Annotated in this window: 12 protein-coding genes and 2 rRNA genes (1 of these 14 only partly in view); 8 read left to right on the top strand and 6 right to left on the bottom strand. The window is 68.4% G+C overall.

Annotated features, from left to right (window positions below):
• The first annotated feature begins 143 nt into the window (after positions 1–143).
• Entirely contained in the window at positions 144–2210 is a 2067-nt protein-coding gene (locus BHS09_RS01645) for a hybrid sensor histidine kinase/response regulator (protein ID WP_237080131.1), read from the top strand.
• A gap of 4 nt (positions 2211–2214) precedes the next feature.
• On the opposite strand, the gene BHS09_RS01640 is transcribed toward BHS09_RS01645, so the two are convergent.
• Positions 2215–3099 (bottom strand): 5'-3' exonuclease, encoded by an 885-nt coding sequence (locus tag BHS09_RS01640; protein WP_140796996.1) that lies wholly within the window; start codon positions 3097–3099, stop codon positions 2215–2217.
• Between the two features lie 219 nt (positions 3100–3318).
• Between BHS09_RS01640 and BHS09_RS01635 the strand changes: the two genes are divergently transcribed.
• The 3 genes from BHS09_RS01635 to BHS09_RS01625 are packed head-to-tail and all read left to right on the top strand — an operon-like array spanning position 3319 to position 5552.
• A complete protein-coding gene (locus BHS09_RS01635) occupies positions 3319–3678 on the top strand; it encodes a DUF4398 domain-containing protein (protein WP_140786775.1) in 360 nt (119 codons plus the stop codon).
• Positions 3679–3706: 28 nt separating this feature from the next.
• The gene (locus tag BHS09_RS01630; RefSeq protein ID WP_140796995.1) at positions 3707–4924 is read left to right on the top strand and encodes an OmpA family protein; all 1218 of its coding nucleotides are present in this window, start codon (positions 3707–3709) and stop codon (positions 4922–4924) included.
• A 37-nt stretch (positions 4925–4961) separates the two neighbouring features.
• Complete coding sequence (locus tag BHS09_RS01625; protein WP_140796994.1) at positions 4962–5552, top strand: GNAT family N-acetyltransferase; 591 nt, start codon at positions 4962–4964, stop codon at positions 5550–5552.
• Positions 5553–5559: 7 nt separating this feature from the next.
• On the opposite strand, the gene BHS09_RS01620 is transcribed toward BHS09_RS01625, so the two are convergent.
• Both BHS09_RS01620 and BHS09_RS01615 read right to left on the bottom strand, forming a co-directional pair.
• Positions 5560–6315 (bottom strand): DUF1338 domain-containing protein, encoded by a 756-nt coding sequence (locus BHS09_RS01620; protein WP_140796993.1) that lies wholly within the window; start codon positions 6313–6315, stop codon positions 5560–5562.
• A 415-nt stretch (positions 6316–6730) separates the two neighbouring features.
• Positions 6731–7249, bottom strand: a complete 519-nt coding sequence (locus BHS09_RS01615; protein WP_174258602.1) for a hypothetical protein — start codon at positions 7247–7249, stop codon at positions 6731–6733.
• Positions 7250–7414: 165 nt separating this feature from the next.
• Here BHS09_RS01615 and BHS09_RS01610 point away from each other — a divergent pair, with 165 nt between their 5' ends.
• Positions 7415–7924: a GNAT family N-acetyltransferase gene (locus BHS09_RS01610; RefSeq protein ID WP_140796992.1), complete on the top strand. Its 510-nt coding sequence runs from the start codon at positions 7415–7417 to the stop codon at positions 7922–7924.
• Between the two features lie 87 nt (positions 7925–8011).
• Here the strand turns inward: BHS09_RS01610 and BHS09_RS40025 are convergent, their stop codons facing one another.
• Positions 8012–9859: a DUF7151 family protein gene (locus BHS09_RS40025; protein ID WP_261344755.1), complete on the bottom strand. Its 1848-nt coding sequence runs from the start codon at positions 9857–9859 to the stop codon at positions 8012–8014.
• A 406-nt stretch (positions 9860–10265) separates the two neighbouring features.
• Here BHS09_RS40025 and BHS09_RS01600 point away from each other — a divergent pair, with 406 nt between their 5' ends.
• The 3 genes from BHS09_RS01600 (at position 10266) to BHS09_RS01590 (ending at position 12722) form a co-directional block, all read left to right on the top strand.
• Complete coding sequence (locus BHS09_RS01600) at positions 10266–10790, top strand: phage tail protein (RefSeq protein ID WP_140786770.1); 525 nt, start codon at positions 10266–10268, stop codon at positions 10788–10790.
• A 136-nt stretch (positions 10791–10926) separates the two neighbouring features.
• The gene (locus tag BHS09_RS01595) at positions 10927–12087 is read left to right on the top strand and encodes an AI-2E family transporter (RefSeq protein ID WP_140796991.1); all 1161 of its coding nucleotides are present in this window, start codon (positions 10927–10929) and stop codon (positions 12085–12087) included.
• Between the two features lie 20 nt (positions 12088–12107).
• Positions 12108–12722, top strand: coding sequence for a DedA family protein (locus BHS09_RS01590; protein WP_140796990.1), 615 nt, complete (start codon positions 12108–12110; stop codon positions 12720–12722).
• Positions 12723–12797: 75 nt separating this feature from the next.
• On the opposite strand, the gene rrf is transcribed toward BHS09_RS01590, so the two are convergent.
• Both rrf and BHS09_RS01580 read right to left on the bottom strand, forming a co-directional pair.
• A 5S ribosomal RNA gene (gene rrf / locus BHS09_RS01585) occupies positions 12798–12914 on the bottom strand.
• 160 nt (positions 12915–13074) lie between these two features.
• Positions 13075–14877 (bottom strand): 23S ribosomal RNA (locus tag BHS09_RS01580) (it continues 1160 nt past the right edge of the window).

Below are 14877 nucleotides of genomic sequence, written 5' to 3'. Positions count from 1 at the left end.
AGCGCCCGGGTTCATGGAGACTCGTCATTCCCCTCCAAACGCCCAGCTGACCTCCGGCGGACAGAGAGGCAGGCGGTCCGGGGTCTGCTCGCCCTGGAAGATTTGACCTGGGCGAGAGGCGGTTGCTAGAGCCACGGCCACCCGTGCCCCTCTCCCCCCGCGCCGCACACTCCCCTCCTGTGGTCTGGGTGCTCGACGACAGTCCAGTAGAGACCCAGGCCATCTGCCGCGCGCTGGAGCCCTGCTGCAAGGTCACCGGGTTCATGGACGGGGCCTCGCTGCTGGAGTGCCTGACGCAGGGGCCCGTGCCCGAGGTGCTCGTGCTGGACTGGCACCTGCCCGACATGTCGGGCCTGGAGGTCTGCCGTTTCGTCCGCGGCAATCCCGCCACCGAGCACGTCCCCGTCCTGCTGATCACCGGGAACACGCGCGCGGAGGACGTGGTGGAGGGCCTGGCCGCGGGGGCCAACGACTACGTCTTCAAGCCCTTCCGCCCGGTGGAGTTCGCCGCGCGCGTCCAGGCCCTGGCGCAGTGGGAGCGCAGCCGGCGCAAGACGCTGGAGGACGAACGGGCGCGACGCCGGCGGCTGGAAGGCACCCTGACGGAGGTCCAGGCCGCAGAGGAGCGCGCCTGGCGCAGCGAGCTGCGCTTCCGGCTGGCGGCGCGCGCCACGCGGGACGCGGTGTGGGAGTGGGACCCGCGCACGGGCCTCACGGACTGGACGAGCAGCCTGCATGAAGTCTTCGGCTACGCCCCCGGCACCATCCAGGACGAGCATCGCTGGTGGGAGGAACGGCTGCACCCGGACGACCGCGCGCGCGTCGTCGCCAGCCTCCAGGCCACCTTGGAAGGCCCCGAGCACGAGTGGCAGGACACCTACCGCTTCCAGCGCGGAGACGGCTCCTGGGCCTACGTGGCGGACCGCTGCCACATCATCCGGGACGCGCAGGACAAGGCCACGCAGGTGGTGGGCGCCATGCAGGATGTCACCGAGCGCCAGGAGGCCGAGGCCGCCCGGGCCCGGCTGCTGGAGCTGGAGCGCGGTGCCCGGGAGGAATCGGACCGGCAGCGCGCCATGCTGGCCACCCTCTTCGAACAGGTGCCCGCGCTGCTCGGCGTGCTGAGCGTGCCGGACCAGCGCTGCGTGGTGGCCAACGCGCGGCTGAGGCAGCGCTTCGGCCAGCGGCCGCTGGTGGGCCGCACGCTCCGCGAGGCCCTGCCGGAGCTGGAGGGACAGAACGTCCTCGAGTTGCTGGACACCGTCTTCGCCACCGGCGAGTCCTTCAGCGCGCGGGAGCTGCCCGTGCGCATCGCCCAGGTGCCCGGCGGCCCCCCGCCGGAGGGTTACTTCGACTTCATGTACCAGCCGATGCTGGATGCCAGCGGACGGCTGACGGCCGTCATCCTGTTCGCGGTGGAAGTCACGGACTCCGTCCTGGCGCGGCGCAAGGAGTCGGAGCTGGCGCAGCAGATGAAGGCCCGCGCGGACTTCGAGCGGCAGCTCATCGGCATCGTCAGCCATGACCTGCGCAACCCGCTGGGGGCCATCACCCTGGCGGTGGCCATGATGCTCCAGCGCGGACCGCTGGATGAACGGCAGGAGCGTCAGGCCCAGCGAATCCGGAGCTCGGCCGACCGCGCGACGCGGATGATTCGCGACCTGCTCGACTTCACCCGCGCGCGCCAGGGCACGGGGCTTCCGGTGTACCCCCAGCCCATGGACCTGCACGAAGTCGTTCGCACGGTGCTGGACGAGGTGCACGCCGGTTGGCCCGACCGCCGGCTGGAGACGGAGTGCACCGGGAGCGGCGCGGGCACGTGGGACCCGGACCGGCTGGCGCAGCTCATTGGCAACCTGGTGGGCAATGCCTTGCAGTACAGCCCGCCCGGCACGCCCGTGCGAGTGGCGTCCCGGGGCGATGACGACGGCGTCGTGCTGGAGGTCCACAACCTGGGCCCGGCGATTCCCCTGGAGCGGCAGCCGCGCATCTTCGAGCCGCTGGAGCGCGCCACGGTGCGCCCGGAGGACCAGGGCCGACGCAGCATCGGCCTGGGGCTCTACATCGTGCGCAGCATCGTCCTGGCCCACGGTGGCACGGTGGAGGCGCACTCCCAGGAGGAGACGGGCACCACCTTCACCGTGCGGCTGCCGCGTCATGCGCCCACGGCGCTGCCCGTGCGCCCGGACGGCAACGAGGCCGCGGGGTAGTCGCTCAGGGCGCCCAGCGCTTGGGACGGCGCTTGAGCGTCGTCAGGCCCAGCCGGTCACAGAACGCTTCGTACGCGGCGGCCGGCACGCCCTTCCACGCCAGGTCCTCCAGCGACGACGTACCCGGCAGCGGCGCGTCCGTCACCAGCGTGGCCAGCCGGCGGTAGAGCAGCGCGGCGTCGCGGTGCTCGCGCAGCGTCGCGGCCAACTTCTCCGCGCCCCGCGGACGCACCTTCCACTCGGACGCCTCCGCGGGGATGTCCTCCAGGTGGCCATGCGCGCTCAGCAGCGCCGACGCGCCCTTCTCCCCAAAGCCCGGCAGTCCGGGGATGCCATCCGCCGCGTCACCCATCAGCGCCAGCAGGTCCGGCACGCTCGCGGGCGGCACACCCAGCTTCGCGCGCACCGCGTCCTCGTCGAGCACCTTCTCCTGCCGCCGGTCCACCTGCACCACGCGGCTGCCACGCACGCACTGGCCCAAATCCTTGTCGGGCGTGAGCAGCCGCACCTGCTCCACCGCGTCCGCCCAGCGCGCCGCGGCGGTGGCCAGCGCGTCATCCGCCTCCTGCTCCTTCATGGACCACGCGGTGACGCCCAGCGCGCGCACGGCATCCTCCGCCAGGTCGAATTGCGCGTGCAGCTCCGGGGGCACGCCCTCGTCGCTCTTGTAACCGTCGAACAGCGCGTTGCGGAACGAGCGGATGGGGTTGTCGAACGCCACCGCCACGTGCGTCACCGCTTCGTCCGCGTCGTGCAGCAACGCGAGCAGCGAGGACAGCAGCCCCACCGTGGCCTTCACGTCCTGTCCACCCGGCGCGGCATGGCCCGGACGGGGCGAGAAGTGGGCGCGGTAGAGCTCGTAGGTGCCGTCGACCAGGTGCAGGCGCATGTCGCCCTCTCTACCCCCGGTAGCGCACGCCGGCCAGTGCCCAGGTGCGCCCGTGAGGGGAAGCCCGCACTCTAGACGTAAGGCGCTGGCAAGGCTGCCCGCCCGCTCTTCGGCCAACCCTGCCACGGTTGGATTGCCGGCCTGTCTCCGAGGCCCCACCTCTACGTCTGGGCGCGCCCTGACGCGTGTCCACGTCCTCGAGCGGCGGGAGGTGAAACCATGCGCCTGAAGCTGGCGGCGGTGCTGCTGGGTCTGACGATGGTGGGATGCGCCGGGCGGCGGGTGTTACCCGCGCCGAATGAGCACCGCGTGCAGGCGGAAGCCTCGCTGCGCGCGGCGGAAGGCGCTGGCGCCGCCCGAGTCCCCGAAGCGGCCCTGCACCTGGAGTTCGCCCGGCAGCAGATTGCCGACGCGGAGCGGCTGTGGGTGGAAGGCGAACAGGAAGCCGCGGAGCTGCGCTTCATGCAGGCCGAGGCGGACGCGGAGCTGGCGCAAGCGCTGGCCCGGGCCGTCCCGCTGGAGCGCGAGTCGCGACGCACGGCCGCCCAGGCGGAGTCCCTGCGCCGCGGCCAGCCGTGAGCAGACAACCTCGACAGGAGAGAGCGACATGCTGAAGCGTGGATGGAAGGCCCTCGCTGGCATCACGGCGCTGGCCGCCGTGGGGTGTGCACACGCACCACCGCCACAGGAACTCCTCAACGCGCGCGCGGCGTACCAGGAGGTCTCCACCAGCCCCCAGGGCCGTGAGCGCCCTCGCGACGTCGCGGCGGCGCGGGATGCGCTGCTGGAAGCCGAGCGGGAGTACGACCGCAGCCAGGACTCTCCTCGCACCCGCTCGCTGTCCTACGTGGCGTTGCGCAAGTCAGAGACGGCGGGGACACGCGGCACCGCGGACCTGGCGGCGCGGCGTCAGGCCGAGGCCCAGGCCACGCTCCAGGAAGCCCAGGCGCGGCAATGGCAACGCTCCCAGGTGGAGCTGGGTGCGGCCCGTCAGCAGCTCGCCCAGGCCGAGCGTGAGCGGCTGCAGGCCCTCCAGCAACAGCAACAGGCCCGGCAGCACGCCGTGACGCAGCAGCAGGAAGCCGAGCGCATGCGGATGGATGCCCAGCGGCGCCAGCAAGAGGCGGACCAGCTGCGGCGGTTGGCCCAGCAGCAGGAGGCGGAGTCGCGGCGGCTGGCGGAGGAGACCACGCGGCTTCAGGAAGAAGAGCAGCGCCGGGTGCGGGCCGAGACTGAATCCCAGCGCCTGGCCCAGGAGAACCACGAACTGCTCCAGCGCTCGGCGGAGTTGGAAGCGGAGCAGGAGGCACGGCGCCAGGTGGAGCGGGAGTTGGAACGCGAGCGACAGGCGAGGCTCGACGCGGAACAGCGCGCCACGGAGGCCCTGACGCAGTTGGAGTCGACGGCGCGCGACGTGAAGGTCCGCGAGGAGGCGCGAGGCCTGGTGCTGACGATGTCAGGACAGGTGCTGTTCGCGTCGAACGCGGTGGACCTGCTCCCGGCGGCGCGTGAGCAGCTGACGGAGGTGGCCAACGCGCTCAAGGTGTCCGACAGTCCCATGGTCATCGAAGGCCACACGGACTCGATGGGCTCGGACGCGATGAACGAAGCCCTGTCCTACCGGCGGGCGGAGCACGTGCGGGAGTTCCTCATCAGCCAGGGCGTGAGTCGCGACCGCATCCAGGTGCGCGGCCTGGGCGAGTACCGGCCCGTCGCCAACAACTCCACCCCCGAGGGCCGGGCCAACAACCGGCGCGTGGAAATCATCCTCCCACGCGAAGGAGAGGAGGCCACCGGCGGCAGCGGCGCTCGCAGTCCCCGATGACGCCCCGGCGCTGAAATCCAACGGACGCCGGGGTTGAATGCCCGCCATGGGCCCAGACGCAGTTTCCAGCCTGCTGAGCACCGAACGCCTGCATCTGGTGCAGCTCCCACCGGATGCGGCGTGGCGCGTGCTCGCGTACCACGAGGCGAACCGGGAGCACGTCTCCACCGTGTCGCCGGCACGGCCGGCCAACTTCTTCTCGGTGACGTACTGGCGCACGCGGCTGGCGCAGGACCGAGAGGACTTCCGGCTCGACCTGTCTCTGCGCGTGTTCCTGCTGCCGCGAAACCAGCCCGTCCAGTTGGCGCCCATCATCGGCAACGTCTCACTCACGAACATCCGCCGCGGCCCGTTTCAGTCCGCGGACCTGGGCTACGGCCTGGACCACCACCATGAAGGCCTGGGCCTGATGACGGAGGCCCTGCGCGCGGTGTGTGACTACGCCTTCAACGTCATGGGCCTGCACCGCCTCCAGGCCAACCACCTGCCAGAGAACCTGCGTAGCGCCGCGGTGCTGAAGCGCCTGGGCTTCCAGGTAGAGGGCATCGCGCGGGAGCTCCTGCTCATCGACGGCCAGTGGCGCGACCACGTCCTCAACGCGCTGATTGCCCCTGGCCGGCGGAGATGACCCGGGGCTACTCGCCGCGCTTCGTCATGTCGAAGAGCGCCCGGGCCTGGGGGCCCAGGAAGCCGTCGAAGTCCGGCGTGCGCTGGGCAATCTCGAAGTAGGCGTAGGGCCACGAGCGTGAGCCACCGCCCTTGAGCAACACGGGCAGCGGCGCGGCCTGCGTGGCCGTCTGCCGCAGCGACGTCCCGGGCGCGCCCTCGATGTCGGCCTTCATCGGCACCCCGGCCTCACGCATGCGCTTCTGCCACGCCTCCACGTCGTCCACCGAGCCGGTGAAGTGGTTCACCTTGCGGCCGAAGGCGAGCAGCCAGGCGCCGTACTGGGACTCCTTCTCCAGCTCCAGCAGCGCGGCCTCGTCCGGCGGCGCCGGCGGGCCAAACCACGCGGCGAGTGCGTCCACGTCCTCGGGAGGCGCGGGGTCCTCGGGCAGCCGGGCGAGCAGCTCACGAGCGCGCGAGGACAGCTCCTCCTGCTTCAGCTCGGAGATGAAGATGCGGGGCAGCCCCGCCGGATGTGACAAATAGATGGCGGACAGGTGCGCATCCGGAAAGGCGTACGCACCCGCGGCCTTCCAGCCAAGCCGGATGAAGGGCTGCGAGAAGAGCGCGATGCCACCGCCGGGCCGGGCCAGCGAGCGAAGCGCGACGTGGTCATTGCGGAAGCGGCCCCCGGAGAGCTGCACGAAGGTGCGCGCATAGGGCACCTCCGCGGCGTAGCGCTCCCACAGCAGGTCCAGGAGACGATGGGCGGAGTCGGTGGTCATGGCGCACGAATCTAACGCCACCACTCGCCGAGGGCCGCCGTGGCGGCCCGGGCCACCGTCCTGCGGAAAAAAGAGCGGCGGCGCGCGGCCCCGGGTCCTTGGAGGGGACTTCAGCCAGAGACGCGCGCCGCCGAGCAGCGAAGCTGCTGAAGACTCGCCTTGGAGTTTCGAGTCTTCACACCGAGGGTATGGTATGCATTGACTTCTTCCCCGCCACCCCACCCGCCACCCGGAAGCGAGCGCCGGAATAGGGTGTGGCGAAGGAAAAGGCCAGGACGCCGCAAGCCGCCTCACCAACACGGCGTTGAGCTAGCTTGAAGTCCTGCTAATCCAAACTTTGTAGCCGCAACATTCCGCCTGAGATGCGTGAAAGACGGCTCACATCATTTGAATGAGAGAAATTGAGAACTGAGAGTCAGTGCAGATGCTCGGGAAGCATGGGCAGTCCGTGGAAGAAGCGGCGCCCGCTCTCGAAGCGGCGGTGGAAGCAGAAGCGGTCATCCAGGTAGAGACGGGCCATCTCCTCCTCGCCATAGGCCGTGAAGAAGGTGGCGCGGGCCTCGTCGCAAGCGGCCTCATACGCCGCGCGCAGGGCCTCCCAGTCCTCGGGTGGAGTCTCCTCGCCGCTGAGCCAGACGCCCTGCTCCACGCCGTACTCACGCTCCATCAACTCCAGCTCCAGCGCCAGACGGCACACGCGGGGTTCGTCACCAATCGCCTCGTCCGCCATGGAGGTGAGGATGTGGGCCACCAGGAAGAAGCCCGCATCGGGAGGCACCACCCCTTCTTCACGCGCGGCGCGGAAGGCCACCAGCAGCTGCGCATCCATCGCGTCGTCCCCCAGCTCCAGCAACTGGGTGGCGAGGCCCCGCCACCGCGCCTCCATGTCCCCCGCTTCCTGGAGGTTCAGTGCCTCGTCTCGCGTTTTCTTCATCGTGTGGCTCCTTCGGGAACTGCTCCCGAAAATCTCATCCGGGTCTGACGTCCAACCACGATTGCCAGGACGTCCGGATTTACCGCTGCTTGCATCCGCCGTTGGGCGGATGACGGCGCACCGCGGTGGCCGTCCGCTGATGGACGTGTCGTCGCCCGTCGAGCCATGCTGCTCGCCACTGTGTCCATTGACCTGCGCGCCGCGACGGCCTCGGACGAACCCTTCCTCTTCGCGCTGTACGCCAGCACCCGGGAGTCCGAGCTCGCCGCATGGGGCTGGGCGCCCGCGCAGCGCGACGCCTTCCTCCGCATGCAGTGGATGGCGCAGTCCCACGACTGGGCGGCCCGCCATCCTCGCGCCGACCACCAGGTGGTGTGTCTCCAAGGCCAACCCGTGGGGCGCCTGCTGGTCGCGAAAGACGCGGCGGCGTGGCGGGTGGTGGACATCGCCTTGTTGCCCGCACACCAAGGCAGCGGCGTGGGGACCCGGCTGCTGACCCAGGTGCGGGACGAGGCCGGCAAAGCAGGCGTCCCCCTCCGGCTGCGAGTGCTACGAACCAACCCCGCGCGCAGGCTGTACGAGCGCCTGGGCTTCGAGGTGGACGCCGAGCCTCCCGAGGAGGCCGCCGCCCCTTACGTCGCCATGACGTGGAACCCCGCGCCACGTCAGGACTGATGCACAGCGGAACCATGCTCCGGAAACACGAACGGCCCGCGAGCTGATTGCCCGCGAGCCGCCGCATCCCCCCCAAACCGCCAGGACCTACAGGAACACGTTCTCCGGCGTGGGCGTGATGGTCCGGAGGTCATATCCGGCGGCCCCCGCCTCGGACGGCTGAGGCGCGACCAGCGTCCCGCCACCGCCCGAGCCACCATTTCCACCGCACGCGCCGCCCCCACCGCCCGCGGTGATGGCCTGACTTGCGCCCGTGGGATTCGCGGTGGCGCCCGCGGCGCCCGCGGTCACGACAATGCCGCCTGTCACGCTGGGCGTCGTGGTGGAGAGGAGCTGGACGATGCCACCGCCGCCGCCGCCGCCACCGCCCTTGCCCGCGCCCCCCGCGTTGTTGCCAGCGCCACCATTGGCCCCCACCGCTCGAACGAATCCCCCCACGGTGATGGAGCCCTTGCCCACGAGGACGATGGCGCCCCCCGCGCCACCGCCCGAGCCGGGCAGGTTGGCGGCGGTCCCACCAGCCTCACCATTGGCATTGATGGCGCCCCCCGGGGGAATGCGGATCGCTCCCTGCGCGAGAATGACCAGGGAGCCGCCACCCCGGCCACCGGTCACCCCGGCCTGCTTGGCCCCCGCGCCGCCGCCCAGGCCGCCGGGTCGCAGGAGTTGCGCGGCCTGGAGCGGCAACAGCCCACGCCCTCCTTGGGGCTCGCCTGCGGCCGCACGCGCCACACCCGCCTCCGCGGGCCCGGTTCCGTTGTCCTCGGCACTGGGGTCCACGATGATCGTACCGTTGACGGTGACGTCACCAGTGGCCCGGATGACCGTTCCACTCGGGACAATCAACGTGCCGGAGATGGTGACGTTCGCGAACTGGAGGTGCTGCCGGCCGGCCAACGTATTGTAGCCAGCGGCCGTGGTCAGATCGACGGTGTTGCCGCTGGGGACGTTGTACGCTCCAGCCGACCCGTCACCGTAGGCGCCCAGCGAGCCCGTGGGCCCCTGCGGACCTTGAGGGCCCTGCGGACCAACCGGTCCCGAAGGGCCCTGGGCCCCGTCAGGACCCGTCGCGCCCGCAGGACCTTGCCCGCCCTGCGGTCCCGCCGGCCCGTTGCACACGAAGCGGGTGAGCGCGACATTCTCCTCGCCTGCATCCAGCGTCCCATTGCGGTTGGCGTCGACACCCATCTCCAGCCGCACGCCACCGGTGGCGCAATTGCCGGCCGCCGGCTCCACGGTGGTCCGCGTCACCGTGCCCAGACCGACATCACCCTGGGGACCCGTGGCACCCGCTGGGCCCACCGGGCCCTCAGGTCCTACGGAGCCCTGCGGTCCCGCCGGCCCAGCAGGTCCCACCGCGCCAGCGGGCCCCTCCGGTCCCCGGTCACCCTGCATGCCCGTCTCACCCTGAAGACCGGTTGGCCCCTGCACGCCCTGCTCACCACGGAGGCCCTGCGGGCCCATGGCGCCCTGCGGCCCCTCGGGCCCCGTGAGCCCCTGTGCCCCGTTGCACACGTAACGGGTCAGCGAGGCGTCGACCTCCTCATCCTCCAACTGACCGTTCCGGTTGAGGTCGATGCCCGTCTCCACCACCACACCCGCCTGGGCGCAGTTCTCACCGGAGGGTTCGGCGTCGGTCCGGACCAGCGCCGTCAGCCCCGGAGGTCCCTCCGGCCCGCCTGCCGGGCCCGGAGGACCTTGCGGCCCCTGTGGGCCCGTAGCACCAGGCGCACCTGGCTCGCCCTGAGGACCAACGGGCCCCTCGGCGCCCGGCGCTCCCGGAGGGCCTTCTGCGCCCGCGGGACCGGCAGGACCTTGCGGCCCCTGAGGTCCCGGCGTGCCTTCCTCACACGCCGACAGCACCAGCAGTGCCGTCAACGGAAGCGCCTGAAACCACTTCTGATACAGCGGGCGTCGCCAGTTCTCTTGCGTCATCTGCCGGCCTCCTCGTCGTGAAACGTCATGCCGCGGGCCTCTGAGCAAGCCGCACGCCACGCCAAGAAGACCGGGGCGGCCTCAGGAGGTTCGGCGGTAACCGGGCAGATTCTCTCGTGGGAGAGAACCCACGAGACATTGCCCCGGCGTCCGGGTCAGACGCACCCGCGTTTCATCGGCACGCGGATCCGCCGCGGCGTCTGGGCCGGACGCATGCGCGTCTGTACCGGACGCACGAGCGCGCGTGACACAGCGAGACATGGAGACACCGCGCCTCACGTTTCATTGCATGCCGCCGTCACACGCACATGAAACACGCGCGATTTCAGCGCTGGCCGGACCTTTGCTCAGGGAGGAAGCGCAGCAGGCGCAGTCAGGCAGTCCTCTCCTCGAAAGGTAGACGCACGTGTCAGAGCCCTTCATCGGTCAGGTCATGATGTTCGCAGGCAACTTCGCTCCGCGGGGCTGGGCATTCTGCCAGGGGCAGCTTCTCTCCATCGCCCAGAACACGGCGCTCTTCTCCATTCTTGGCACCACCTATGGAGGCAATGGGCAGACGACGTTCGCTCTGCCGGATTTGCGCGGCCGCTATCCCATGCAGCCGGGCCAGGGCCCCGGCCTGTCCCCCCGCACGCTGGGCGAACAGGGTGGAGCTGAAACCGTGACGCTGATTTCGACTCAGATGCCGGCGCACAATCACACCCTGAATGTGAGCAGCCAGCACGGCGATACGGAAACGCCCATTGGTACCGTGCTCGCGGCGGACTCCACGGCGACCGTGCTCAACTACCGGGCTGCCCCCATCGACGGGACCATGAACCCCGCGGCCATCGGCGTCGCAGGCGGAAGCCAGCCGCACAACAACATGTCGCCCTTCTTGTGCATCAACTTCATCATCGCGCTGGAAGGCATCTTCCCGTCGCGCAACTGACACACCGTGAGCCCCAAGGGCTCAGCGCCTCGCTCCATTCAGGTGTGCGAGGCGCAGCGGGGCCACAAGGACGGCCGCCGCAAATCCATCCCCACGAAACACCCCGTCCAGGTCCGCACCGACCCTGAACGGCGGGGTGGGTAGCCCGTTCCTGGCAGGGTGGGCACGTCGGTGGCAGCGATACGGCACGGGAGCGTGGGCGGTGGTGGCGAAGCGAGACGGCGGGGGGCAACGCTCGCAAGTCACACCGACGACGGTGTTCACCGTCTGCGCTTCCGTGCTCGCGGTGGTCGTGCTCGTCACCTTCATGGCGAAGACGCGGGTGGCACTGACACTGACGGGCATCGCCACCATCCTGGCGCTCGCGTTGGAACATGGCGTCGCGCGATTGGAGCGCGGCAGGCTGCCTCGGCTGGCCGCCATCGCCCTGGTGATGACGACATTGCTGGTCATCGTCGCCGCCCTCGCGCTGCTCGTGATTCCCGCCGCGGCGGACCAGTTGGACGCCCTGGTTCGCCAGTGGCCGCAGCTGATGGAGGAACTGCGGAGCTCTCGGCCCATCCAGGTGCTCAGCGACCGGCTGCAGGCGCTCGGCTGGGCGCGACGGTTGGAGGAAGCAACTCCCCGGCTCGCCACCGGCGCCCTGCCTACGCTGCTCATCCGAGCCATCGGAGGCGTGGTGGGGGTGGTCATCTCGGCCCTCACCGTCTTCTTCCTCGTCGTGTTCATGCTGACATTCGGAGGAGACCTGATTCGCAGGGGGCTGGCCCTGGTCGGCCCCGAGCACCGGATGCGATACGTCCGGGTCTTCCACAACGTCTACAGCGCCACGGGCGGCTACCTGTCCGGGCTGGCGCTCATCTGCACCATCAACGCCACCCTGACCACGGTGACGCTGGCGCTCCTGGGCTTGCCGTACTTCCTGCCCTTGGGCATCGCCAGTGGCTTCTCCAGCCTGGTTCCCTATGTAGGGCCGCTCATCGCTGGGGGCGTCATCACCTTGCTGACGTGGGCCACGCAGGGAATCTGGGCGGCGGCGGCCGCGCTCGCCTACTTCCTGTTGTACGGGCCCCTCGAGGGCAACGTGCTGGCCCCACTCGTCTTCCGACGTACGGTCCACGTCAATCCGCTGCTCGTCCTCCTGGCAGTCCTGTTCTGCGCGGAGCTGGCCGGCATCGTGGGCGCGGTGGTGGCGGTGCCAGTGGCCGCGACCCTTCAAATCATCTCCCGGGAGGTCCTCCTCTTCCGGCAGGAGCGCAGGGCGGCGCGCACAATCCCCCCCGCGGAACCTGAATGACGCCCTGAAAGGGGGACACGATGGCCGCAGGTCCACTCCCGTGGCTGCTGACCCATGGCACAGCGGCCCTGCTCTTCGCCGCCCTTGTCGCCGGAGGCTTGGGGGTGCCCATTCCAGAGGACCTGGTGCTGCTGTCGCTGGGCATCCTCGCGCACCGGGACGTCCTGCCCATCTCCCTGGCGGCCGCGGTCGCGGTGGCCGGAGTGCTCTGCGGAGACACGGCCCTCTTCCTCACCGCTCGAAGGTTGGGGCCCGCGCTGTACGAGCATCCACGGATGAAGAAGCTCCTGCCGCCTGAGCGCCGCGAGCGACTGGCCCAGCTCTACGCGCGCCACGGCGGGCGCTGCGTCTTCGTGGGGCGCTTTCTCTCGGTGCTGCGCGGAGCGGTGTTCATCATGGCCGCGGTGCAGGGCATGCGACTGCGCCACTTCCTGCTGTGGGACGGGTTGGCGCTATTCCTCAGCGCCCCGGTGGTGGTGGGGTTGGGCTACGCCTTCTCACACAGCGTGGACGCGGTGGCGAAAGGAGCCGCGCGGGCCGAGCACCTGTTGGTGCTGGCCACGACGGTGGCCCTGCTGGTGGTGGGGGGCGTGCGCCGGCTGCGCACGCGGCGCCTGGCCCAACGCTCGCGGTGAGGCGTGGAAACCCAAGACGCCCAAAACAGAAAACCCCCGGTGTCCACGAGGGACACCGGGGGTTTCTCAAAAAGAATCCGGCAGCGACCTACTCTCCCGCGCGGTTTCCCGCGAAGTACCATCGGCTCTGGAGGGCTTAACTTCCGTGTTCGGGATGGGAACGGGTGGGACCCCTCCGACATAGCCACCGGAAAACAAGCGACAGTGCATACAAAGGGTAAGTTTCAATTCATTGCTAAGCGAAGTCTCGCTGTGCGTATTTCAGTCTTCCAGGCGAGTGCTTGAAGCACTCGAGCCTCGGCCTTGGCCCCGAGTCCCTTACTCCCCTTGAGGGGGCATGCAAGAGAATGGGGAAAGTAAGCCTCACGACCAATTAGTACCGGTTAGCTGAACGTGTTACCACGCTTACACACCCGGCCTATCAACGTCGTAGTCTTCGACGGGTCTTCAGGGGCTTGCGCCCGGGATACCTGGTCTTGAGGTCGGTTTCCCGCTTAGATGCTTTCAGCGGTTATCCAATCGGCACATGGCTACCCAGCGATGCCTCTGGCGAGACAACTGGTACACCAGCGGTGCCTCCAACCCGGTCCTCTCGTACTAAGGTCAGAGCCTCTCAAGTATCCTACGCCCACAGCAGATAGGGACCAAACTGTCTCACGACGTTTTGAACCCAGCTCGCGTACCGCTTTAATTGGCGAACAGCCAAACCCTTGGGACCTGCTCCAGCCCCAGGATGCGATGAGCCGACATCGAGGTGCCAAACCTCCCCGTCGATGTGAACTCTTGGGGGAGATAAGCCTGTTATCCCCGGAGTACCTTTTATCCGTTGAGCGATGGCCCTTCCATTCAGGACCACCGGATCACTATGACCTGCTTTCGCACCTGCTCGACGTGTCCGTCTCGCAGTCAAGCTCCCTTATGCCATTGCACTCGACGCCCGGTTTCCAATCGGGCTGAGGGAACCATCGCGCGCCTCCGTTACTTTTTGGGAGGCGACCGCCCCAGTCAAACTACCCACCAGACAGTGTCCCAATCCCGGCTGACGGGACATGGTTAGACACCAGAAATCAACAGGGTGGTATTTCACCGTTGCCTCCACCGAACCTAGCGGCCCGGCTTCAAAGGCTCCCACCTATCCTACACAGTCAATCCCTAGTGTCACTGTCAAGTTATAGTAAAGGTTCACGGGGTCTTTCCGTCTTGCTGCGGGTAAACTGCATCGGCACAGCTATTTCAATTTCGCTGAGTCCCTCTCCGAGACAGCGCGGAAGTCGTTACTCCATTCGTGCAGGTCGGAACTTACCCGACAAGGAATTTCGCTACCTTAGGACCGTTATAGTTACGGCCGCCGTTTACTGGGGCTTCGGATCATCGCTTCACCTTGCGGCTGACGAATCCCCTTAACCTTCCAGCACCGGGCAGGAGTCAGACCCTATACGTCGGCTTGTCGCCTTCGCAGAGTCCTGTGTTTTTGGTAAACAGTCGCTACCGCCATTTCTCTGCAACCTCTCTCAGCTCCGGCTGTACGCCTTCACCTACCAGAGGCCCACCTTCTTCCGAAGTTACGGTGGAAATTTGCCTAGTTCCTTGGAGGAGAGTTCTCTCAAGCGCCTTAGGATTTTCTCCTCGCCCACCTGTGTCGGTTTACGGTACGGACACCCTGCAAGCTCCCTACGGGACTTTTCTTGGAAGCAGAGCATCAGCGACTTACCCCTTACGGGGCGCCATGGAGTCTCGGGGATAACTGCCGCGCCTTTATTCGTACGCGACACCCCTACACCTTTAGACTGACACAACCACCGGTCAGCTCGCCTAGCTTTCTCCGTCCTCCCTTAGTTCAACGCTCACAAGATGGTGCAGGAATATTAACCCGCTTTCCATCACCTACGCCTTTCGGCCTCGGCTTAGGTTCCGACTAACCCTGGGAAGATTAACTTGACCCAGGAAACCTTGGGCTTACGGCGAGGGGGTTTCTCACCCCCTTTATCGCTACTCATTTCGGCATCAGCACTCCCAGTCGCTCCAGCCGCCTTTTCAGTCGACCTTCGCTGCAACTGGGACGCTCCCCTACCGCCACACGCTTTACGTGTGACCCGAAGCTTCGGCACTAGTCTTGAGCCCCGTTACATTTTCGGCGCGGCCTGTCTTGACCAGT

The sequence above is a fragment of the Myxococcus xanthus genome (assembly GCF_006402735.1).
Taxonomy (GTDB): domain Bacteria; phylum Myxococcota; class Myxococcia; order Myxococcales; family Myxococcaceae; genus Myxococcus; species Myxococcus xanthus_A.
The sequence above is the reverse complement of the archived record's forward strand: the minus strand, read 5'-3'. Positions and strand labels throughout refer to the sequence as shown.